At 64.4% G+C, this 23,433-nt stretch carries 15 protein-coding genes; 7 read left to right on the top strand and 8 right to left on the bottom strand.

The features are described 5' to 3' along the window. Positions 1-10: 10 nt before the first annotated feature. Positions 11-2,851 carry a DNA polymerase I gene (gene polA, locus BZF61_RS05640; RefSeq protein WP_086617654.1) on the bottom strand — a complete coding sequence of 947 codons (2,841 nt, stop codon included), beginning with the start codon at positions 2,849-2,851 and terminating at the stop codon, positions 11-13. A 225-nt stretch (positions 2,852-3,076) separates the two neighbouring features. Between polA and BZF61_RS05635 the strand changes: the two genes are divergently transcribed. Then, positions 3,077-3,364, top strand: a complete 288-nt coding sequence (locus BZF61_RS05635) for a hypothetical protein (RefSeq protein ID WP_086617653.1) — start codon at positions 3,077-3,079, stop codon at positions 3,362-3,364. A gap of 102 nt (positions 3,365-3,466) precedes the next feature. On the opposite strand, the gene BZF61_RS05630 is transcribed toward BZF61_RS05635, so the two are convergent. The 3 genes from BZF61_RS05630 to groES all read right to left on the bottom strand — a co-directional run bounded on the left by BZF61_RS05630 (position 3,467) and on the right by groES (position 6,895). Further along, a complete protein-coding gene (locus tag BZF61_RS05630) occupies positions 3,467-4,504 on the bottom strand; it encodes a serine hydrolase (RefSeq protein WP_086617652.1) in 1,038 nt (345 codons plus the stop codon). 418 nt (positions 4,505-4,922) lie between these two features. Continuing rightward, positions 4,923-6,554, bottom strand: coding sequence for a chaperonin GroEL (gene groL, locus BZF61_RS05625; RefSeq protein ID WP_086617651.1), 1,632 nt, complete (start codon positions 6,552-6,554; stop codon positions 4,923-4,925). Positions 6,555-6,607: 53 nt separating this feature from the next. Further along, positions 6,608-6,895: a co-chaperone GroES gene (gene groES, locus BZF61_RS05620; RefSeq protein ID WP_086617650.1), complete on the bottom strand. Its 288-nt coding sequence runs from the start codon at positions 6,893-6,895 to the stop codon at positions 6,608-6,610. Positions 6,896-7,159: 264 nt separating this feature from the next. Here groES and BZF61_RS05615 point away from each other — a divergent pair, with 264 nt between their 5' ends. Then, complete coding sequence (locus tag BZF61_RS05615; protein ID WP_086617649.1) at positions 7,160-8,032, top strand: mechanosensitive ion channel family protein; 873 nt, start codon at positions 7,160-7,162, stop codon at positions 8,030-8,032. On the opposite strand, the gene BZF61_RS05610 is transcribed toward BZF61_RS05615, so the two are convergent. The 4 genes from BZF61_RS05610 to BZF61_RS05595 form a co-directional block, all read right to left on the bottom strand. Then, a complete protein-coding gene (locus BZF61_RS05610) occupies positions 8,029-9,414 on the bottom strand; it encodes an MATE family efflux transporter (protein WP_086617648.1) in 1,386 nt (461 codons plus the stop codon). The genes BZF61_RS05615 and BZF61_RS05610 overlap by 4 nt on opposite strands. A gap of 267 nt (positions 9,415-9,681) precedes the next feature. Next, the gene (rplL, locus tag BZF61_RS05605; protein ID WP_086617647.1) at positions 9,682-10,062 is read right to left on the bottom strand and encodes a 50S ribosomal protein L7/L12; all 381 of its coding nucleotides are present in this window, start codon (positions 10,060-10,062) and stop codon (positions 9,682-9,684) included. Positions 10,063-10,133: 71 nt separating this feature from the next. Then, positions 10,134-10,646, bottom strand: coding sequence for a 50S ribosomal protein L10 (gene rplJ / locus BZF61_RS05600; RefSeq protein WP_086617646.1), 513 nt, complete (start codon positions 10,644-10,646; stop codon positions 10,134-10,136). A 300-nt stretch (positions 10,647-10,946) separates the two neighbouring features. Next, entirely contained in the window at positions 10,947-11,207 is a 261-nt protein-coding gene (locus BZF61_RS05595) for a helix-turn-helix domain-containing protein (RefSeq protein ID WP_086617645.1), read from the bottom strand. A 364-nt stretch (positions 11,208-11,571) separates the two neighbouring features. Here BZF61_RS05595 and rpoB point away from each other — a divergent pair, with 364 nt between their 5' ends. The 5 genes from rpoB to BZF61_RS05570 all read left to right on the top strand — a co-directional run bounded on the left by rpoB (position 11,572) and on the right by BZF61_RS05570 (position 23,365). Then, positions 11,572-15,765, top strand: coding sequence for a DNA-directed RNA polymerase subunit beta (gene rpoB / locus BZF61_RS05590; RefSeq protein WP_086617644.1), 4,194 nt, complete (start codon positions 11,572-11,574; stop codon positions 15,763-15,765). A 143-nt stretch (positions 15,766-15,908) separates the two neighbouring features. Continuing rightward, on the top strand, positions 15,909-20,210 hold the full coding sequence (gene rpoC, locus BZF61_RS05585) for a DNA-directed RNA polymerase subunit beta' (RefSeq protein ID WP_086617643.1): 4,302 nt from the start codon (positions 15,909-15,911) through the stop codon (positions 20,208-20,210). Between the two features lie 160 nt (positions 20,211-20,370). Continuing rightward, a complete protein-coding gene (locus BZF61_RS05580) occupies positions 20,371-20,811 on the top strand; it encodes a DNA-directed RNA polymerase subunit beta' (protein ID WP_086617642.1) in 441 nt (146 codons plus the stop codon). A 43-nt stretch (positions 20,812-20,854) separates the two neighbouring features. Then, positions 20,855-22,216, top strand: a complete 1,362-nt coding sequence (gene gltX / locus BZF61_RS05575) for a glutamate--tRNA ligase (RefSeq protein WP_086617641.1) — start codon at positions 20,855-20,857, stop codon at positions 22,214-22,216. Positions 22,217-22,549: 333 nt separating this feature from the next. Continuing rightward, entirely contained in the window at positions 22,550-23,365 is an 816-nt protein-coding gene (locus BZF61_RS05570; protein ID WP_086617640.1) for a DUF1838 family protein, read from the top strand. Positions 23,366-23,433: the final 68 nt, after the last annotated feature.

Raw genomic sequence — 23,433 nt, 5'->3', positions numbered from 1 at the left:
CGGGCAGGCGTCAGTGCGCCGCGTCCCAGCTTGGCCCCGTGCCGATATCGACCCCGAGCGGTACGGAAAGCTTCACCGCCGGCAGCGCCGCCTCGGCCATCACCTGGCGGATGATCGGTGCTGCCGCCGCGACGCGCTCCTCGGGCAGCTCGAAAACCAGCTCGTCATGCACCTGCAACAGCATCCGCACGTCGTGCAAACCGGCGTCGGCCAGTGCGGGAAGCATCCGCGCCATCGCGCGCTTGATGATATCGGCGCTGGTGCCCTGGATCGGGGCGTTGATCGCGGCGCGTTCCGACCCCTGGCGTTCGGCCTGGTTCTTCGAATTGATGCGGGGGAACCACGTCTTGCGACCGAACAGGGTTTCCGAATAGCCCTTGGCGCGCACGCTTTCGAGCGTTTCCATGATGTAGCGCTGGATGCCGGGGAAACGCTGGAAATAGGTGTCGATCATCGCCTGCGCCTCTTCCGGCGGGACCTCCAGCCGCGCGGCGAGACCCCAGCGGCTGATGCCGTAGAGGATCGCGAAATTGATCGTCTTGGCCCGCGCGCGGGTGTCGCGGGTGACCTCGCCGAACATCTCCATCGCGGTGCGGGCGTGGATGTCCTCGCCCGCCGCGAAAGCCTGCTTGAGGCTATCGACCCCGGCCATGTGCGCGGCCAAGCGCAGTTCGATCTGCGAATAGTCGGCCGCCAGCAGGACATTGCCCGGCTCGGGCACGAAGGCCTCGCGGATCTGCCGTCCGATGGCGGTGCGCACCGGAATGTTCTGGAGGTTGGGATCGGTCGATGACAGCCGCCCGGTCTGCGCGCCGACAAGGCTGTAGCTGGTGTGCACCCGGCCCGTCTCCGGGTTGATCGCGGCCTGCAGCGCATCGGTGTAGGTCGATTTGAGCTTCGCCAGCTGGCGCCATTCGAGCACCAGCCGGGCGATGGTTGCGCCCTCTGCCGCGAGCCGCTCCAGCACCGAAACATCGGTCGAATACTGTCCGCTCTTGCCCTTCTTGCCGCCTTTGTAGCCGAGCTTCTCGAACAGGATCTCGCCCAGCTGTCTGGGGCTGCCGACCGCGAATTCCTGCCCGGCCGCCTGATGGATCTCGCCCTCGAGCCGCCCGATCTCGACCGCGAATTCCTCCGACAGGCGCGCCAGCCGCGCGCGGTCGATCCGGATGCCTTCGCGTTCCATGCGGGCGACCACGGGGATCAGCGGGCGATCGACCCGCTCGTAGATGCGCGTGCCGCCTTCTTCGGCGAGGCGGGGCTTGAGCACATGGTAGAGCCGCAGCGTGACATCGGCATCCTCGGCCGCGTAGGCGGTGGCACGGTCCAGGGGCACTTCGGCAAAGCTGATCGCCTTCTTGCCGGTGCCGCACACGTCCTTGAACGCGATCGGAGAGTGGCCGAGATGGCGCTGGCTGAGCTCGTCCATCCCGTGGCCGCCCCCCATTCCTTCCTCGCCGCGCCCGGCATCGAGCGCGAAGCTGATCACCATTGTGTCGTCGATCGGGGCGACCGTGATGCCGTGCCGGGCGAGCACGTTGAGATCATATTTGCCGTTCTGGAAGACCTTGAGAACCGCATCGTCCTCGAGCAGCGGCTTGAGCAGCGCCATCGCCTGCGCGAAGGGCACCTGCTCGGGCTGCGGCGCAAAGATGTCGTTCGCGCTATGTGCCAGCGGGATGTAGCAGGCATCGTTGGGGCCGAGCGCGAGGCTGACCCCGACCAGATCGGCGCGGATCGCATCGAGCGAGGAGGTTTCGGTATCGACCGCCACCACCTGCGCGGCGCGGGCGCGGGCGACCCAGGCGGCGAGCGCCTCGGCGGTTTGCACCGTGTGATAGGCGGCGTGATCGATCCGCGGCATTGGCGGCAGGGGCTGGCGGTTGGCGCTGCCTTCGCCTGCGCCGGTGCTGCCCGACGTGGTCGGCCTGGCCGGGTTGAGATCGGTCTTGCGCGCCGGACTGCCGGCGCCGCTCTCCAGCCGTTTCAGCAGCGAGGTGAATCCGTGCTTCGCGAAGAAGGCGGCGAGCGGTTCGGGCGGGACTGGGCCGAGCTTCAGTTCCTCAAGCGGCACGGGAAGCGCGCAATCCTCCTTGAGCGTCACCAGCATCTTCGACAGCTCGGCATCCGCGCGGCCTTCGATCAGGCGATCCTTGAGCTTTGAGGGCTTCATGTCCGCCGCGGCATCGAGCGCGGCGGTGAGCGAGCCGTGTTCGGCGATCAGCTTGCTCGCGGTCTTGGGGCCGATGCCGAAAATCCCCGGCACATTGTCCACTGCATCGCCCATCAGCGCCAGCACGTCACCGACCAGTTCGGGCGAAACGCCGAACTTCTCCTCGACCTCGGGCAACCAGATGCGCTGGTTCTTCATCGTGTCGAGCATGTCGATGCGGGCACCGTCCACTTCGCTGACGAGCTGCATCAAATCCTTGTCGGAACTGACGATGGTGACGTCCCAGCCCCTGCCTTGGGCGGCGCGGGCGTAGGAGGCGATCAGGTCGTCCGCCTCCAGCCCCTCAACCTCGATGCAGGGCAGGCTGAAGGCGCGGGTCGCATCGCGGATCAGCGGGAATTGCGGGACGAGATCCTCGGGCGGTTCGGGCCGGTTGGCCTTGTAGTGCTCGTAGATGTCGTTGCGGAAACTGACGCCGCTGGCATCGAGGATCACCGCAAGATGCGTCGGCCCGTCGGCCTCGTCGAGGTCGGCGGCGAGCTTCCAGAGCATCGTGGTATAACCATAGACCGCCCCCACCGGCGTGCCTTCCGGATCGGTCAGCGGCGGCAGCCGGTGATAGGCGCGGAAGATGTAGGAGGACCCATCGACGAGATAGAGGTGGTGCTTGTCGGCCATGCCATCTGCTAGCACCGCCATCGGCGCGCGGGTAGGGCCTAAGCGCCAGCGCCGAGGGGGTCATAATATGGCAAAAATAGGGCGAAATCGGGGCGAGACGTCTTAATTCGCTTGTGCTGCCGCAATTTCGCCATTATTGAGGCCGCGAACCGGAACCAGAGAAAGCCGGTCTCGACGCTCTCCTGCAAGGGGTGCGTGTCATTCGTTGAAGAAGGAATTCACACGATGCGTAAGATCATTCTGGCTGCTGCCATCGCCACCTCGGCTCTTGGCCTTGCCGCTTGCAGCGAAAAGACCGAAACCGAAGCCGGCGAAGCTGTCGACGCCATGGCCGCCGACGCCGAAGCTGCGACCGACACCGCCGCTCAGGGCGCTGAAGCTGCTGCCGATGCGACCGCCGAAGGCGCCGCGGCTGCTGCCGACGCTGCTGCCGACGCTGCCGAAGCCACCGCTGACAAGGCTGCCGATGCCGCTGCGGACGTGGCTGCCGAGGCCGAAAAGGCTGCCGAGTAATCGGATCCTGACGCGCTCCGCCGCGTGCGGAGGGCGAAGCAATGCGAAGGGCGGTGCCGCGAGGTACCGCCCTTTTTCGTGTTTGCGTCTTGCCGTATCCGCCTAGCCGCCGGTGTTGATGCTGTAGGGCGCGCTCGTCCAGTTGCGCACCGGATTCTGCTGCGCGCGCACCGCGAAGCCATCATAGAGCGCGCGGGCAATCGCGGCGATCCGTTCTTCCCTGGCAAGCTTGCTGCCTTGCCCGGTGACATAGATCGCCACCGCGATCGCGCGGCCATCGGGACATTCGATGATGCCGATGTCGCTTGAGGTGTTGCTGAGCGATCCGGTCTTGTGGCTCACCCGCGCTTCGAGCGGGATATGCGCCGGAATGCGGCGCTTGCCGGTGACCGTGCGGCTCATCGCGCCAAGCAGCACGCGGCGGCTTTCGTCCGACAGGAAATCGCCGCGATAAAGCCCAGCCAGCAACTGCGTCATCGCGCGCGGCGTGGCGGCATCGCGCTTGTCGATGTGATAGGCCGGATTAAATTCGCCATCGTCGCGCACCAGCGTCGCGATGTCGCGGTTGATGCTGAAGTTCTCGATGCCCTGGCGGCGCACCCAGTCGTTCACCGCTGCCGGCCCACCCACTGCCGCCAGCAGCGCGTCGGTGGCGGGGTTGGAGGAGCGGGTGATCATGATCTCGATCAGGTCGATCGCGGGCATGTACTGGCCCGGGCGCACTGGCGCCTTGGGCGAGGAGAACCGCGCCGAACGCTCGGGCAGCAGCAGCGGGAATTCGGAAGTGAGCGAATAGCGGCCCTTATCCACCATTTCGAGGAAGGTCGCCGCGATCGCGACCTTGCTGGTCGAGGCCATCGGGAACAGCTGGTCACCCAGCACCATGATCTGCTCGCCCGTGGCAAGATCGACCGCGGCAACGCCGATCCGCCCCTGCGAGGGATCGGCCAGTTCGGCAATGCGTTGGCTGAAGCTGGAAGCATAGATCGCCTCGAAGCTCTGGGGGGTGCGCGCCTGCGTGCCGAAGGCACTGTCGAAGCTGGATTGCAGATCGTCGCTCCGCGCCCAAGCAGGCGCGGCAAGCAGGGCGAGCGTGGCGCCAAGGCCGGTGACCAGCGCGCAGATACGAGGGCGTGCCATAAGGCGAAAGCTACTCCCTGAAGGTTTCACTGGGCTTAAATCCCATCCTAACCATGCAGGATTCCGCGCGGCAAGGGCTCATTTGCGTCCGGGCGACGAAAGGTGCCTTCGGCACGGCCGGCCACCCGCCGGAAGAAGTGCCCCTGCCGGTGACGGCAGGGGCGTCGAGTCTGGGGCCGGAATGGCCCCTCGGGTCGCGTCTGTGCCTTACGCCGAAGCCTTTGCCCGTGCCCGTTACAAATGCTGTTAGGTGGCAGGCCTGACACAAAAAACCCCGGCGGAGTGAACCGCCGGGGTTTTCATTTTCCGGTGTCTGGGCCGACCTGGGCAAAGCCCCGGTCGTCGGACCGGGCCATTGGCCCCGCTGGCCGGACCGGCGCGAGCACCGGCCAGCCGAGCTGGCCGGGCCGCTATCCGGTCAGAACCCCATGCCGCCCATGTCGGGCATCGCCGGGGAGGCCGGCTTGTCTTCCGGACGCTCGACGATCGCCGCTTCGGTGGTGATCAGCAGGCCAGCGACCGAAGCCGCATCCTGCAGCGCGGTGCGCACGACCTTGGTCGGGTCGATCACGCCGGCCTTCACCAGGTTTTCATAGGTGTCGGTGGCGGCGTTGAAGCCCATGGTCTCGTCATTCTCGCGCAGCAGATTGCCCGCGACGACCGCGCCGTCATGGCCGGCGTTGGTCGCGATCTGCTTGATCGGGGCGGTGATCGCCTTGCGGATGATGTCGATGCCGCGGGTCTGGTCGTCGTTCTCGCCCTTGAGCCCTTCGAGCGCCTTGGTGGCATAGAGCAGCGCGGTACCGCCGCCCGGCACGATGCCTTCTTCCACCGCCGCGCGGGTCGCATGGAGCGCGTCATCGACACGGTCCTTGCGCTCCTTCACTTCCACTTCGGTCGCACCGCCGACCTTGATCACGGCGACGCCGCCAGCCAGCTTGGCCAGACGCTCCTGGAGCTTCTCGCGGTCATAGTCGCTGGTGGTGCTTTCGATCTGGGTGCGGATCTCGGCAACGCGCGCCTTGATGTCCTCAGCCGAACCGGCGCCATCGACGATCGTGGTGTTGTCCTTGTCGATGGTGACCTTCTTGGCCTGACCGAGCATGCCGATGGTGACGTTTTCGAGCTTGATGCCGAGGTCTTCGCTGATCATCTCGCCCTTGGTGAGGATCGCGATGTCCTGCAGCATGGCCTTGCGGCGATCGCCGAAGCCCGGAGCCTTCACCGCTGCAACCTTGAGGCCGCCGCGCAGCTTGTTGACCACCAGCGTCGCCAGCGCTTCGCCTTCGATGTCCTCGGCGATGATCAGCAGCGGACGGCCCGACTGCACCACAGCTTCGAGGATCGGCAGCATCGACTGCAGGTTCGACAGCTTCTTCTCGTGGATCAGGATGTAGGGGTTATCCAGTTCCACGGTCATCTTTTCGGGATTGGTGATGAAATAGGGGCTGAGGTAGCCGCGGTCGAACTGCATCCCTTCGACGACATCGAGTTCGAATTCGAGGCCCTTGGCTTCCTCGACGGTGATCACGCCTTCCTTGCCGACCTTTTCCATGGCCTCGGCAATCTTTTCGCCCACTTCACGGTCGCCGTTGGCCGAAATGATCCCGACCTGCGCGATTTCTTCCGAACCCGAAACGTCCTTCGAACGCGCCTTGAGGTTTTCGACGACCTTGCTGACAGCCAGATCGATGCCCCGCTTCAGATCCATCGGGTTCATCCCGGCGGCGACCGACTTCATGCCTTCGGTCACGATCGCCTGGGCGAGCACGGTGGCGGTGGTGGTGCCGTCGCCAGCAGCATCATTCGCCTTGCTCGCAACCTCGCGCAGCATCTGCGCGCCCATGTTCTCGTACTTGTCCTTGAGCTCGATTTCCTTGGCGACGCTCACACCGTCCTTGGTGATGCGCGGCGCGCCGAAGCTCTTGTCGATGACAACGTTGCGCCCCTTGGGGCCGAGGGTCACCTTGACGGCGTTGGCGAGGATATCGACGCCGCGCAGGATGCCTTCGCGGGCTTCGCGGCCGAACTTCACGTCCTTGGCAGCCATGATTGTTTCTCCTGAGATTGCTTGTGGTTAGAAAGGAACAAAGGGGCGGGCAATTAGCTGACAATCCCCATGATGTCGCTTTCCTTCATGATCAGCAGGTCTTCGCCGTTGATCTTGACTTCGGTGCCCGACCACTTGCCGAACAACACACGATCGCCAACCTTCACGTCGAGCGGGATACGGTCGCCGTCGTCGTCACGGGCGCCGTCGCCGATGGCGATGACTTCGCCTTCGCTCGGCTTTTCCTGGGCGCTGTCGGGGATGATGATGCCGCCAGCGGTCTTGGTGTCGGCTTCGATGCGACGGACCACGACGCGGTCGTGGAGCGGACGAAATGCCATTGCTATGACCTTTCCTGAAAGTGGATGAGTTGGCTTGGCACTCTCCCCTCGAGAGTGCCAACGCGGCGCATGTGGTCGTGGAGGTCGGACGAATCAACCCCTGTCGGTGCAAAAATTTTCGCTGCGGTTGCGATTTTGCGGACGGGGTGGTCAGCGCCGCGCCAGTTCTCTATCCGGGCAACGTCCTCCAACCGAGGATGCCCGAACCCTTGTGCACACCCGCTCGTGCCATGCCTGCCATTAGCAACGGAGCCCATTGCCCCGATGTCCGTCAAGCCGCTCTCCGCCTTCAAGGCCGAAATCCAGACCGAACTGGGCAACGAAATCGAATTCGCCGCGACCGCGCTGGCATGGCTCAAGGCCAATCTCGCGCACCTCGCGGGGGCGGTGGTGGTGCTGATCATCGGGGTGATGCTGGCGCGCCTTCTGTCGCGCTGGGTTGACCGGGCGCTCAGCCGATCAGACCGGATCGAGCCGACGGTTGCCAAATTCCTCTCCAATATCATCAAATATGCGCTGTGGGTGGTGGTGGCGATTACCGTGCTGACCCAGTTCGGGGTGCAGACCACCAGCATCATCGCCGCGCTGGGCGGCCTCGCGCTGGCGGTCGGTCTTGCCCTGCAAGGCACGCTCAGCAATGTCGCGGCGGGCGTCATGATCCTGATCCAGCGTCCCTTCCGGGTGGGCGAGACGATCACCTCCGGTGCGGTTAACGGCACGGTTCAGGGCATCGGCCTGTTCACCACCGAGATCCTCCAGCTTGACGGCCTTTACGTGATGGTTCCCAACAACGAACTGTGGAACAAGCCGGTCGTCAATTTCTCGCGCATGCCGACCCGGCGGTTCGAGCTGCTGATCGGCATCAGCTACTCCGACAGCATCGCCCAGGCGCGCAAGGAACTGCTGGCGCTGGCCACGGCCGACGCACGGGTGCTGCCCGAGCCGGAGCCGGTGGTGTTCGTTTCGGCGCTTGCGGATAGCGCGGTGACGATGGGCCTCAGGGTGTGGTGCAAGACCGAGGACTATCTTGCCCTGTCATGGGCGCTGACCGAGGCCGCCAAGACCCGCTTTGCCGAGGTCGGGATCACCATTCCCTTCCCGCAACGCGAGGTGCGCACCATCACCGAGAAGGCCTAGCCCCGCACCAGGCCCAGTGTCTCGCGCCGGTGCCAGCGCCGCAGCAGCCCCGCGGCGGCGAAGAACAGTCCGGTGGCAAGGCCGATCCAAACCCCGGTACCTTCGAGCGGGGTGAAGAAGCCGAGGCCGACCGACAGGCCGATCCCCGGCACCCAGTAGCTGAAGATCGCGATCCACATCGGCACGCGGGTATCCTGAAGCCCCCGCAGCGCCCCGGCGGCCACCGCCTGCACCCCGTCCGCCAGCTGGAAAATCGCCGCCAGCAGCAGGTATTGCAGCGCGAAGCCCACCAGCGCGCCATTGGCGGGCGCATCGGGATCGACATAGATGCGCAGCAGCCACTCCGGCGCGAGGATCATCGCCCCGGCTGTCAGGGTCATGAACCCCGCGCCGATTGCCACTGCCACCCACCCTGCGCGGCCCACCCCGGCGCGATCGTGCGCACCATAGTGGTAACCGACCCGGATCGCCGCCGCCTGTCCGACCCCGAACGGCACCTGAAAGGCGAGGCTGGCGAGCTGCAGGGCGACCGTGTGCCCGGCCAGTTCCGCTGCACCGAACCGGCCCATCAGAAACGCCGCCGCGCCGAAGATCCCCGCCTCTGCCGTGATGGTGAGCGCAATCGGCGCACCGATCCGGGCGATCTGCCCGAGGCGCTCCCAGTCCGGCATCCACAGCCGGCCGAAGACGTGATAGCGGTGCAGGCGCTTGTCCATGCGGATTGCCAGCACATAGGCTGCCAGCGTGAAGAGCGCGGTGATGATCGTCGCCACGGCAGCCCCCGCCAGCCCCAGCTCGGGCGCGCCCAGCTTGCCGAAGATGAAGGCATAATTGGCGATGCCGTTGACGAACACGCCCATCCCGGTGATCGCGGTCGCGAAGATCGGACGACCCAGCGCCGAGACGAAATTGCGCAGCACCGCCGACAGCAGCATCGGCACCATCGATACGACGAGGACGGTGTTGTACTGATTGGCGAGCGCGATGATCGCGGGCTGCTGACCGGAGATGCGCATGATCGGATCGAGCATCAGACAAAGGCCCATCCCGCCGATCCCCGCCATCACCGCCAGCCACAGCGCCATCCTTACGGACCGCCGCACCGCACGCAGCGCCGGGGCGCGTGCTCCGAGCGCTTCGGCGATCAGCGGCGCGACGGCTCCGGTAAGGCCGGTCAGCGCCCACAGCACCAGCCCGAACAGCGACACCGCCAGCGCCGATGCGGCCAGCTCCTTCTCGCCGAGCCGGGCGATGAAGATCACGTCGATGGCGTAGGTCAGCATCTGCAGCAGGTTGGCCGCCGCCAACGGCCCCGCGATGCCGAGCGTGGCGCGGATTTCCTGCCCCCAGCCGGGCGTCGAGAGAGATGCTGAATGCTGCATGGTCGGCTCTTTGCCCGCCAGCAGGCGAGCCGGCCCCCATAGAGGCAAGCGCGATTCGGTCAAAGTCTCAAATGCCGCGCGAAGGGATGCGGGCAGGGCATGGTTGATCGCCGGAAGAAATGTCGGCGCGGCGGGGGGCCGGCGATGCAGATGGCCGCCATCAAGCTTTGAGCACAGCGGGTGTAGCCGAGGCGGATGCGCGCACAAGAAAGGCGGCGCCATTGCTGGCGCCGCCTCACCTGAAAACGGTCGAGCCCCGAGTCGAGCTTACTTGAGCTCGACAGTGCCGCCGGCTTCCTCGATCTTCTTCTTGATCTCTTCGGCTTCGGCCTTGCTAACACCTTCCTTGATCGCCTTCGGGGTCGATTCGACCAGCGCCTTGGCTTCGGTCAGGCCGAGGCCGGTGATGGCGCGGACTTCCTTGATGACCTGGATCTTCTTCCCGCCGTCGCCGGTCAGGATGACGTCGAATTCGGTCTGCTCTTCGGCAGCCGCGCCGGTGTCCCCACCGCCAGCGGCAGGTGCAGCCACGGCAACCGCAGCAGCAGCGCTTACGCCCCACGCTTCTTCAAGCGCCTTGGCGAGTTCAGCAGCTTCGAGCACGGTCAGCTGCGACAGTTCTTCAACAAGCTTGGCAATATCGGCCATGATGGTTCACTCCAAATTGTGGCGGGGCAAACGCGCCCCAGAAGATTGATTCGACTGGCGAAAAACGTCTCTTAAGCGGCCTTGTCCGCGTAGGCGGCGAACACCCGGGCAACCTTCGCGGCGGGTGCGGTAACGACTTGGGCGATCTTCGTCGCCGGGGCGTTGACCAGACCGATGAGCTTGGCGCGCAGCTCGTCGAGGCTGGGCATCGAGGCGAGTGCCTTGATCCCGGCTTCGTCGAGAACGACCGAACCCATCGAACCGCCGACGATTTCGAGCTTGTCGTTCGACTTGGCGAATTCGACAGCGGCCTTGGCAGCCGCGACCGGGTCATGCGACCAGGCCAGCCCGACCGGGCCGGTGAGCATGTCACCCAGCCCGACATAGTCGGTGTTCTCGAGGGCGAGCTTGGCGAGACGGTTCTTCGCAACCTTATAGGTCGCACCAGCATCGCGCATCTTCCCGCGCAGTTCGGTGGACTGGGCCACCGTCATGCCGAGGTTGCGGGTGACGACCACCACGCCGACCTCGTTGAAGACCGCTTTGAGCTGGGCAACCGCTTCGGCTTTCTGCGAACGATCCATGCCATACTCCTTCACAAATGACCGGGCCGGATGGCTCCCGCACGGTCGGCTACGTTGTGTCCGCGCTCAGGGCCGCCAAGGCCCCGCACGCGGGCGAGTCCGTCGAAAGGGAAGGAGGGTGTGCCATCTGGCACAAGCAGCACGGCCTGCGCTCGGCAGTCCGCTGCAAAATCTCGTTTCCCCGTCTAGGCTGGAAATTAAGCGGGCCGCTTGGCCCTCACCAGCTGTCTCGGACGGATGAATGGCCAGGGCGCAAGGCCCGCCATTCGCGGCGGCCCTCTAGAGCATCGGGCGGAAGAGTCAAGCGGATTGGCGCTTTGCGCTGTCCCCTGCCCGGCAAGCGAGCAGATCGCCCGGCTGGCACTCCAGCTCGCGGCAGATCGCGGCAAGGGTGGAGAAGCGGATCGCCTTGGCCTTGCCGGTCTTGGGGATCGAGAGGTTGGCGAGGGTCAGGCCGACCCGCTCGGAGAGGTCGGTCAACGTCATGCGGCGAGCGGAGAGCAGGTCGTCGAGCTTAACCATGATGCGGGCGCCTTCGCGGTCGTCATTGATCGGCGGCATCACACGGTCCCTTCCAGGTCTTCGCGTAGCGCGGCGCCGTGGCCGAAAGCCCGGGCGAGGATAAACGGGATCACCACCCCGCCTCACCGCGGCATTGACACGCCGGCGCCCGGCTCCTAGAGAGCGCGTCCTCGCCCGCTTCGAGCAAGGCCGATTCATGCGCGGGGATCGGCCACGGAAGGAAGCGGCGACATCGTCGCCACGCAACGCATATCGCAAGCCTCTTGTCGGCCCGCGCACTGCGCGGTGTCGAGAGCTTTGCATTCTTGCGTTGATCTCGGCGGCGCCTCTCGCGTGGAACGACAGCGATTTTCCCGTCCGCGCGAAAGCCTCGCGCGGCCCAATTGAAGAGGCCCACTCCTCCATGGCAAGCAAGGCGAAGCCGCCCATCACCCGCAGCCGCAAGGCCCAGGGGACCGCCAAGAAGCGCATCCGCAAGATCTTCGGCGACATTCACGAAGTGGTGCAGATGCCGAACCTGATCGAGGTTCAGCGCGAAAGCTACGAGCAGTTCCTGCGTTCGGACAAGTCGACCGGCTATGTTTCCGGCCTCGAGAAGACCCTGCGCTCGGTCTTCCCGATCCGCGATTTCGCCGGCACCGCCGAGCTCGACTTCGTGCATTATGAACTGGAAGAGCCCAAGTACGACACCACCGAGTGCCGTCAGCGCGGCATCACCTATGCCGCCCCGATGAAGGTGACGCTGCGCCTCATCGTGTTCGAGGTCGATCAGGAAACCCAAACCCGCTCGGTGCTCGATATCAAGGAGCAGGATGTCTACATGGGCGACATGCCGCTCATGACCGAGAACGGCACCTTCATCATCAACGGCACCGAGCGCGTGATCGTCAGCCAGATGCACCGTTCGCCGGGCGTGCTGTTCGATCACGACCGCGGCAAGACCCATTCCTCGGGCAAGCTGCTGTTTGCTGCGCGCGTGATCCCCTACCGCGGTTCGTGGCTTGATTTCGAGTTCGATGCCAAGGACATCGTCAACGTCCGGATCGACCGCAAGCGCAAGCTGCCGGTCACCGCGCTGCTCTATGCGCTCGGCCTCGATGCCGAGGACATTCTCGGCTATTTCTACAATATCGTCACCTGGGAACGCGCCAAGGACGGGTGGAAGGTCCCCTTCGTCGCCGAACAGTGGCGCGGTGCCAAGCCCGCCTTCGCGCTGGTCGATGCTGCGACCGGTGCGGAAGTGTTCCCCGCTGGCCAGAAGATCAGCCCGCGCGCGGCCAACAAGGCGGCCAAGGACGGCCTGACCGACCTGCTCTTGCCGACCGAGGAAGTCGTCGGTCGCTACGCCGCGCGCGACATTATCGACGAGTCGACGGGGCGGATCTACATCGAAGCCGGCGATGAAGTGACGCTCGAACACGTCGCGGCCTTCGACCAGGCCGGGATCGATCAGCTGCCGCTGCTCGACATCGACGAAATCAACACCGGGCCATGGATCCGCAACACGCTCAAGGCTGACAAGGCCGAGAACCGCGACGAAGGCCTTGAGGCGATCTACAAGGTCATGCGCCCGGGCGAGCCGCCGACGAAGGAAACCGCCGAGGCGCTGTTCGAAGGCCTGTTCTTCGATCCCGAACGTTACGATCTTTCGGCCGTGGGCCGCGTGAAGCTCAACATGCGTTTGGGCCTCGAGTGCGAGGACACCATCACCACGCTGCGCAAGGAAGATATCCTCGCGGTGGTGAAGGAACTGGTCAGTCTCAAGGACGGCAAGGGCGAAGTCGACGACATCGACAATCTCGGCAACCGCCGCGTGCGTTCGGTGGGCGAGCTGCTGGAGAACCAGTACCGTGTCGGCCTGCTGCGCATGGAGCGCGCGGTGAAGGAGCGCATGAGCTCGGTCGACGTTTCGACCGTGATGCCGAACGATCTCATCAACGCCAAGCCCGCGGTGGCCGCGGTGCGCGAGTTCTTCGGTTCCTCGCAGCTCTCGCAGTTCATGGATCAGACCAATCCGCTTTCGGAAGTCACCCACAAGCGCCGTGTCTCGGCGCTTGGGCCGGGCGGCCTGACCCGCGAACGCGCGGGTTTCGAAGTGCGCGACGTTCACCCGACCCACTATGGCCGCATCTGCCCGATCGAAACGCCCGAAGGCCCGAACATCGGTCTGATCAACTCGCTGGCCTCGTTCTCGCGCGTCAACAAGTACGGTTTCATCGAAACCCCTTACCGCAAGGTGGTGGACGGCAAGGTGACCGGCGAGGTGGTCTATCTGTCGGCGATGGAAGAGCAAAAGCACACCGTCGCCCAGGCTTCGGCCGAGCTCAATGAAGATGGCTCTTTCGTCGAGGAGCTGGTCTCGGCGCGGCACAACGGCGACAACCTGATGGCCCCGCGCGAGCAGATCACGCTGATGGATGTCAGCCCCAAGCAGCTCGTCTCGGTTGCTGCCTCGCTCATTCCGTTCCTGGAGAACGACGACGCCAACCGCGCGCTGATGGGGTCGAACATGCAGCGTCAGGCCGTGCCGCTGGTGAAGGCGGAAGCGCCGTGGGTCGGCACCGGGATGGAAGAAACCGTGGCGCGCGATTCGGGCGCGGCGATTGCGGCCAAGCGCGGCGGGATCGTCGATCAGGTCGATGCCACCCGCATCGTCATCCGTGCGATCGGCGATGTCGAACCCGGCCAGTCGGGCGTCGACATTTACACCTTGCAGAAGTTCCAGCGTTCGAACCAGAACACCTGCATCAACCAGCGTCCGCTAGTGAAGGTGGGCGACGTGGTCGAGCAGGGCGACATCATCGCCGATGGCCCCTCGACCGATCTGGGCGAGCTGGCGCTGGGCAAGAACAGCCTTGTCGCCTTCATGCCGTGGAACGGCTACAATTATGAAGACTCGATCCTGATCAGCGAACGCATCGTCAAGGATGACGTGTTCACCTCGATCCATATCGAGGAGTTCGAAGTCATGGCCCGCGATACCAAGCTCGGGCCGGAGGACATCACCCGCGACATCCCCAATGTCGGCGAGGAAGCGCTGCGCAACCTCGACGAGGCGGGGATCGTCTATATCGGTGCCGAAGTGCATCCGGGCGACATCCTGGTCGGCAAGATCACCCCCAAGGGTGAATCGCCGATGACCCCGGAAGAAAAGCTGCTGCGGGCGATCTTCGGCGAGAAGGCGAGCGATGTGCGCGACACCTCGCTGCGCCTGCCGCCGGGCGTGTCCGGGACGGTGGTCGAAGTTCGGGTGTTCAACCGTCACGGCATCGAGATCGACGACCGTACCCGCGCGATCCAGAACGAGGAGATCGAGCGTCTGCGCAAGGATGCCGCGGACGAACGCAACATCCTCAACCGGGCGACCTATAATCGCCTCAAGGACATGCTGCTCGGCCAGACCGCTTCTGCCACGCCGAAGGGCCTGAAGAAGGGGATCGAGATCACCGAGGAAGTCCTCGAGGAGGTCGATCGCCACGAATGGTTCAAGTTCGCGGTCGCCGATGATGCCCGTCAGGCGCAGATCGAAGCGGTGAAATCGCAGTACGACGAAGCCGTCGCGCTGATCGATGCCAAGTTTCACGACCGCAAGGAAAAGCTGGAGCGCGGTGATGAACTCGCTCCGGGTGTGCTCAAGATGGTCAAGGTCTTCGTCGCGGTGAAGCGCAAGCTCCAGCCGGGCGACAAGATGGCCGGCCGTCACGGGAACAAGGGTGTGATCAGCCGCATCCTGCCGATCGAGGACATGCCGTTCCTCGAAGACGGGACCCCGGTCGATATCGTGCTCAACCCCTTGGGCGTGCCTTCGCGCATGAATGTCGGGCAGATCTTCGAAACGCACCTCGGCTTTGCCGCACGTGCGCTCGGCCACCAGATCAAGGGCCTGCTCGAAGAGTGGCGTGCCGCCAATCCGAACGCCGCCGAAGACTACGCCAATGCCGCGCCGCCGACGGCCGTGCTCGAACGGCTCAAGGACATCTACGGCGAGCAATATGTCGAGGATCTCGAAAGCCGTTCGACCGCAGAGATCGTCGAGCTGGCGAGCAATCTTTCGGCCGGCGTGCCAATGGGGACCCCGGTGTTCGACGGTGCGCGCGAGGCCGACGTTTCGGACATGCTGGTCAAGGCGGGGCTTGATCCTTCGGGGCAGAGCGTCCTTTATGACGGCCGCACCGGCGAAGCCTTCGACCGCAAGGTGACCGTGGGCATCATCTACATGCTCAAGCTTCACCACCTGGTCGACGACAAGACCCACGCGCGTTCGATCGGGCCCTACTCGCTCGTCACCCAGCAGCCGCTGGGGGGCAAGGCGCAGTTCGGCGGCCAGCGCTTCGGGGAAATGGAGGTCTGGGCGCTCCAGGCCTACGGCGCAGCCTACACCCTGCAGGAAATGCTCACGGTGAAGTCCGACGACGTGGTCGGCCGCACCAAGGTCTATGAAGCGATCGTCAAGGGAGATGACACCTTCGAGGCCGGCATTCCGGAGAGCTTTAACGTGCTCGTCAAGGAAATGCGCTCGCTCGGTCTGAACGTTGAACTCAAGTCGCTCAGCGACGACGAGGATGACGACGGCGCGATGCTGGAGGCAGCGGAGTAAGAGTGTCCAGAAGTCTCAGGGGAGCCGGGCGGGGCACCAAGATTGCGATGGTTGCAATTGTAACCTTCACGCCTTCGCTCGCTCTTCTGACTGTCTTTGCGAACTCTTGCTGTTGAAATTCACCCCTTAGAGGGAATTCGAAGATGAACGACCTGACCAAATTCACCAACCAGCTGGCGAGGCCCGATACCTTCGACCAGATCCAGATCGGCATCGCCAGCCCCGAGCGTATCCGCTCGTGGTCCTATGGCGAGATCAAGAAGCCCGAGACGATCAACTACCGCACCTTCAAGCCCGAGCGTGACGGGCTGTTCTGCGCGCGCATCTTCGGCCCCGTGAAGGACTACGAGTGCCTGTGCGGCAAGTACAAGCGCATGAAATACAAGGGCGTCGTGTGCGAAAAGTGCGGCGTCGAAGTCACCGTGACCAAGGTGCGCCGCGAGCGCATGGGCCACATCGAACTGGCCGCGCCGGTTGCGCACATCTGGTTCCTGAAGTCGCTGCCCTCGCGCATCGGCCTGCTGCTCGACATGCAATTGAAGCAGCTCGAGCGCATTCTCTACTTTGAAAGCTACGTCGTGATCGAGCCGGGCCTGACCCCGCTCGAGAAATACCAGCTGCTGAGCGAGGACGAGCTGCTCGAATATCAGGACGAGTATGGCGAGGACGCATTCTCGGCGGATATCGGCGCCGAGGCCGTGCGCACCATGCTGATGAACCTCGACCTCGAGGCCGAGCGTGACGCGCTGCTGGAGGAGCTGGCCACCACCAAGTCGGCGCTCAAGCCCAAGAAGATCATCAAGCGCCTGAAGGTTGTCGAAAGCTTCATCGAATCCGGCAATCGTCCGGAATGGATGATCCTCGAAGTGATTCCGGTCATCCCGCCCGAACTGCGCCCGCTGGTGCCGCTCGACGGTGGCCGCTTCGCGACCTCGGACCTCAATGACCTCTATCGCCGCGTCATCAACCGCAACAACCGGTTGAAGCGCCTGATCGAACTGCGCGCGCCCGACATCATCGTGCGCAACGAAAAGCGCATGCTGCAGGAAGCGGTCGACGCGCTGTTCGACAACGGCCGCCGCGGCCGCGTGATCACCGGCGCGAACAAGCGTCCGCTGAAGTCGCTCAGCGACATGCTCAAGGGCAAGCAGGGCCGCTTCCGCCAGAACCTGCTCGGCAAGCGCGTCGACTATTCGGGCCGTTCGGTGATCGTCACCGGTCCGGAACTCAAGCTGCACCAGTGCGGCCTGCCCAAGAAGATGGCGCTCGAGCTGTTCAAGCCGTTCATCTACGCGCGTCTGGATGCCAAGGGTCTCTCCATGACCCTGAAGCAGGCCAAGAAGTGGGTCGAAAAGGAGCGCAAGGAAGTCTGGGACATCCTCGACGAGGTGATCCGCGAGCACCCGGTGCTGCTCAACCGCGCGCCGACGCTGCACCGCCTGGGCATTCAGGCCTTCGAACCCGTGCTGATCGAAGGCAAGGCGATCCAGCTGCACCCGCTGGTCTGCTCGGCCTTCAATGCCGACTTCGACGGTGACCAGATGGCCGTCCACGTGCCGCTTTCGCTGGAAGCCCAGCTCGAAGCGCGCGTGCTGATGATGAGCACCAACAACATCCTCTCGCCCGCCAACGGCAAGCCCATCATCGTGCCTTCGCAAGACATGGTGCTGGGGATCTACTACCTTTCGATGGAGCGGCAGGAGAAGCACCCCGAGTTCATCGAGGAGGCTGACGGCACGAAGATCGAGAAGCTGCCGCGCTTTGCCGACATGGCCGAAGTGCATCAGGCGCTCGAAGCCAAAGCGGTCACGCTCCACACCCGCATCATCGCGCGCGTTCCGCAGGCCGATGAAAGCGGCAAGGTGACGATGAAGCGCTTTGTCACCACCCCGGGCCGGATGCTGATCGGCGAATGCCTGCCGAAGAGCCACAAGGTGCCCTTCGACATCGTCAACCGCCTGCTTACCAAGCGCGAGATCGGCGATGTGATCGATCAGGTCTATCGCCACACCGGCCAGAAGGACACGGTGCTGTTTGCCGATGCGATCATGGCGCTGGGCTTCCGCTATGCCTTCAAGGCCGGGATCAGCTTCGGCAAGGATGACATGATCATCCCCGCGGCCAAGGAAAAGCTGGTCGAAGAGACGAAGGAACTGGTGGCCGGCTATGAACAGCAGTACCAGGACGGCCTCATCACCCAGCAGGAAAAGTACAACAAGGTGATCGACGCCTGGTCGAAATGCGGCGACATGGTCGCCGAAGCGATGATGGCCGAGATCAAGGCCACCCCGATCGATCCCGAAACGGGCAAGGAAGCCCAGATCAACTCGATCTACATGATGAGCCATTCGGGCGCGCGTGGCAGCCCGGCGCAGATGAAGCAGCTCGCCGGGATGCGCGGCCTGATGGCCAAGCCGTCGGGCGAGATCATCGAAACCCCGATCATCTCGAACTTCAAGGAAGGCCTGACCGTTCTTGAATACTTCAACTCGACCCACGGCGCGCGCAAGGGCCTCGCGGACACCGCGCTCAAGACCGCGAACTCGGGTTACCTCACCCGCCGTCTGGTCGATGTGTCGCAGGACTGCGTCATCGTCGAGGAGGATTGCGGCACCCAGAACGCGCTCGAGATGCGCGCGATCGTGCAGGGCGGTTCGGTGATCGCCTCGCTTGGCGAGCGCATTCTCGGCCGCACCGTCGCCGAGGACATCATCAACGCCGCCACCGGCGAAGTCATCGTCACTGCCGGCACGCTGCTCGATGAAGCGATGGTGAAGCAGATCGAGGCGGCTGAAGTGCAGTCGGCCAAGATCCGTTCGCCGCTGGTGTGCGAAGCCGAACAGGGCGTATGCGCGACCTGTTACGGGCGCGATCTGGCGCGCGGGACCCCGGTGAACATCGGTGAAGCGGTGGGCGTGATCGCGGCGCAGTCGATCGGCGAGCCGGGCACCCAGCTGACGATGCGGACTTTCCACATCGGCGGCGCGGCCCAGCTCAACGAAACCTCGCACCTCGAAGCGATTTCGGACGGCCGGATCGAATTGCGCGACATGCCGACCATCACCGACAAGCGCGGTCGCATCCTGAGCCTTGCCCGCACCGGCGAGATCGCGGTGATCGACGCCGAAGGGCGCGAACGCGAGATGCACAAGGTGCCCTACGGTACGGTGCTGATGTTCAAGCATGGCGATCAGGTCAAAGCGGGCGACCGTCTGGCCGAGTGGGATCCCTTCACCCTGCCGATCATCACCGAACAATCGGGGGTGGTGAAGTATCAGGACCTGATCGAGGGCATCACGCTTGAAGAGCAGGTCGATGATGCGACCGGCATCGCCCAGCGTGTCGTTACCGAGAACCGCGCGACCGGGCGCAAGAAGAAGGAGGACTTGCGTCCGCGTCTGACCCTGCTGGGCGAAGGCGGCGGCGAGACCGAAGCGGCGCGTTACATGCTCGCTCCGGGCACGACCCTCTCGGTTGCCGATGGCGACACGGTGCAGGCGGGCGACGTTCTGGCCCGTGCGAGCCGCGAGGCTGCCAAGACCCGCGACATCACCGGCGGTCTGCCGCGCGTGGCCGAACTGTTCGAGGCGCGTGTGCCGAAAGACAACGCGATCATCGCCAAGATTTCCGGTCGGGTCGAATTCGTCCGCGAATACAAGGCAAAGCGCAAGATCGCGATCATCCCCGAGGAGGGTGAACCCGTCGAGTACCTGATCCCCAAGACCAAGGTGATCGACGTGCAGGAAGGCGACTATGTGAAAAAGGGTGACATCCTGATTTCCGGCTCGCCCAACCCGCACGACATCCTCGAGGTGCTGGGCGTCGAAGCGCTGGCCGAATATCTCGTCAACGAGATTCAGGAAGTCTACCGCTTGCAGGGCGTCAAGATCAACGACAAGCACATCGAGGTGATCGTTCGCCAGATGCTGCAGAAGGTCGAGATCACCGATGGCGGGGACACCACTCTGCTGCCTGGCGAACAGGTCGATCTGGCGGAGATGCTCGAAACCAACGCGAAGCTGGCCAAGGGCAAGCAGCCTGCCGAAGGCAAGCCGGTGCTGCTCGGCATCACCAAAGCCTCGCTCCAAACCCGTTCGTTCATCTCGGCGGCTTCGTTCCAGGAAACCACCCGGGTGCTGACGCAGGCGGCGGTTGAAGGGAAGAAGGACACCCTGATCGGTCTGAAGGAAAACGTGATCGTCGGCCGGCTCATTCCCGCCGGCACCGGTGCGGCCATGAATCGCCTGCGCGTTGCCGCCAACAGTCGCGATGCCGCGCTCAAGGCGGCGTGGAAGAAGCAGCAGGAAGCCCTGTCCGCGTCGGGCCAGCGCGAAGCCGAGCCGGAAGCCGATGCGATCGGTTCGGAAGAAAAAATGAAGGCGGCAATGGCTGCGATGGCCGCCTCAGCCCCTGTTGCCGAAGCCGAGGAGGATGGCGAGGAATAGGCCTCCGTCCGCGCCTTGAAGGCCCTGAAAGCCCCGCCGGAGTTCGCGCTCCGGCGGGGTTTTTCCTGTCCGTGGCCAAATAATCGCTATTGCAAATCACTCGCATAAATAGTAGACCTTGAGGCGTGCCATCCTAATCCGGCAATCCCAGCGAGGTCCCATGCCCGGCAACCATCTGCCTTCCCCTTCAGCACAGGACATCATTGCCCGTCTCGCGGCCCCTCGACGGGTCGAGACACTCGGGCCGATCGGCGGGCGCTTTGTTCATGCGCTGCGGCTGATCGCGCTGCACGAGCGGTTGGGGCGTGATCCCGTGCCGGAACTGGCGCAGCGAATGGGCAGTGTCGAGATTGCGGCAAAAGCGCTCATGCTTGCCCAGTCCATCTCGGCCTGTTGGCCCGAGAATATCCATGTCAGCCGCTTTTGCTGCCGCCTGCTCAGCCACGACGAGGTCACGATTGGGGGACTGGTCGATGCGGCGGCGAGGGGTGACCGGGACGGGTTCGAGGATGGGCTGAACGGCCTCGTCCGTCCCGAACGCTGGCACCGTCTGTGGGACGGTGCGCTTGCCCTCGTCGCCGCGGAAATGCGCGCGGTGTAAGCCGGCTTGCCGCCGGGCGCGCGTGTCTCTACCGCTCGCCGCCATGACCACCACCCGCTTTGCCCCTTCGCCCACCGGCCGGCTCCACGTCGGCAACATCCGCACGGCACTCCACAACTGGATGCTCGCACGGCAGGCCGGGGGTCGCTTCATCCTGCGGATCGACGACACCGATGCCGAGCGCAGCCGCGAGGAATATGTGGAGGCGATCCGTGCGGATCTGGCCTGGCTCGGGCTTGATTTCGATCGCGAGGAGCGCCAGTCCGCGCGCCTCGATCGCTACGAGGCGGCCTTCGCCGCGCTGCACGCCGCCGGGCGCATCTACCCCTGCTACGAGAGCGCGCAGGAGCTTGAGGTCAAGCGCAAGATCGCCCTCGGCCGCGGATTGCCGCCGGTCTACGACCGCGCCGCGCTCAGAATGACCGATGCCGAGCGCAAGGCCAAGGAGGCCGAAGGCATTGCGCCGCACTGGCGCTTCCTGCTCGACCATGCCGAGCCGATCATCTGGCAGGATGCCATTCGCGGCCCCCAGAGATTCGATCCCGTGCAGCTTTCGGACCCCGTCATCCGCCGCGCCGATGGCTCGTGGCTCTACATCATGCCGAGCACGGTCGATGATATCGACATGGGGGTGACGCATGTGCTGCGCGGCGAGGATCATGTTTCCAACACTGCCGTTCAGATTCAGATATTTACCGCACTTTTTGCGGCGGGTTTCGGTGCCCCATCGGATAGCGCACCAGCGCTCCCGGTGTTCGCGCACGAGGCGCTGCTGGTCGGCCGCGAGGGCAAGCTTTCCAAGCGTCTGGGATCGCTCGGCTGCGAAACCTTCCGCGCGCGTGGCATCGAGCCGGAAGCGATCATCGCCCTGCTCGCGCGGCTTGGCACGTCACAGCCGGTCGAGCCGATTGCCGATCGCAGCAAGCTTGTGGCGGGCTTCGATCTCGGCACGTTTGGCCGTGCGCCGGCCAAGTTCGACGAGCAGGACCTCGAACGGCTCAACGCGGCGATCGTTCACCAGTTGCCCTTTGCTGCGGTCCAGGATCGTCTGCCGCATGGCATGGACGAGGCCGGCTGGCACGCGATCCGCCCGAACCTTGCTCGCGTCGGCGAGGCGGCAGACTGGTGGCGGCTGGTGACCGGCCCGATAGCGCCTCCCAAATTGAGCAGGGAAGACCGCGCCTTCGTGGCCGAGGCCGCGGCGGCGCTGGTATGGAGCGAGGATCCCTGGGGCGCGCTGACAGCCAGGCTGAAGCAGATTACAGGTCGCAAGGGACGCGCCTTGTTCCTCCCCTTGCGTCAGGCCCTTACCGGCATGGATCACGGCCCCGACATGGGCGAACTCCTTCCCCTGATCGGCGAAAGCGAGGCTCGCGCCCGATTGCAAGCCGCAGCCCGCGACTAAGCGGCAAGGCTGGGCCATTTCGATGCATGGGCTGGATCGGTACTGCCCCGCCGCCTGAAAACCGGATCATGTGCGCGCTGCACCTGCCGCCCGCGGCTTTGCCGGCAAACCCTCCGGCGAGCTATCCGGAATGGACAAGAGCGTGCGCGGCGTGAACCGGGTTGCCTACCGACGCCCGCCTGACCGCTCTGGCACGGATTCTGCGATAGACCCTTGCCAAGCGACCTTTGTCCGGACAAATTACGAGGCGCAATCATCACAGGAGCAACCATGCGGCATTCCTCTTCCCATGTCCGGCGTTCGATCCTGATCGCCTGCACTGCGGCAGCAATAATGACCACAATGCCCGCCCTGTCCGAGCGCCAGGCCACGCCCGCAACCGCTCAGGCCACTGCGGACAGCCGTGCTGCTGCTCCCGAAGAGTTCCGCATGTGGATCGATGCGCGTGCGGGCACCGGCGCGCCAGTGCACTGGGTTTCGGAAGGGGGCATCTACGAATATCCCAGCGGCAAGAAGCTCTTCGGGATGATCGGATTCGATTCGAGCCGGGTGTTCTGGCCAAAGAAGCCGGGCGATCCGGTCATTCATCTGACCCGCAAGACCTATGCCTATACCGACCCTGTGACCGGCGAGATCTTGACCGAATATAATGGCCGGAAGGTCGAGCCGATCGCCTATCCTTACCAGATGATCTCCTATCGCTACGAAAACGGGCGCATCTACGGGGATGTCGAACAAGGCGTCGCGCCGGCGATCCAGAAGATCGAGGCCAAGACCGGCATGACCTGGCGCTGGATGGGCAAGGATACGCTTGCCATCACCGCGCCGGTGTTCCTCGATTTTCCGCTACCCAATGGCGGGCGATACGAGGCCTGGGAAAACTATGACTTCTTCATCCACCGTCCCGGCACCAATGACGAACCCTACCAGATGGCCTGGCAGCGCTATGGCGCGCTCCCGCCTTTTGCGGGCAAGGGACAGGCAATCTATCACCTGCTCTCCTGGCGGGTCGACAGCAATGCCGAACTGCCGAAGCGGCTGCGCGAATGGGCAGAGAAGGAAAAGCCGATGTGGCTCAACCCGCCGCGCGACATCGACGAGATCCGCGCGCTCCAGCAGGGTCAGGCGATGGAAGGCTGGGCGGGCTGATTGTGCAGCGCGGTGGATGCACTATGATCTAGATCAATGCCGCGACGCTGGAGCCTTGACAAAGCTGC

It is taken from the genome of Erythrobacter tepidarius, assembly GCF_002155695.1.
Taxonomy (GTDB): domain Bacteria; phylum Pseudomonadota; class Alphaproteobacteria; order Sphingomonadales; family Sphingomonadaceae; genus Erythrobacter; species Erythrobacter tepidarius.
The sequence above is the reverse complement of the archived record's forward strand: the minus strand, read 5'-3'. Positions and strand labels throughout refer to the sequence as shown.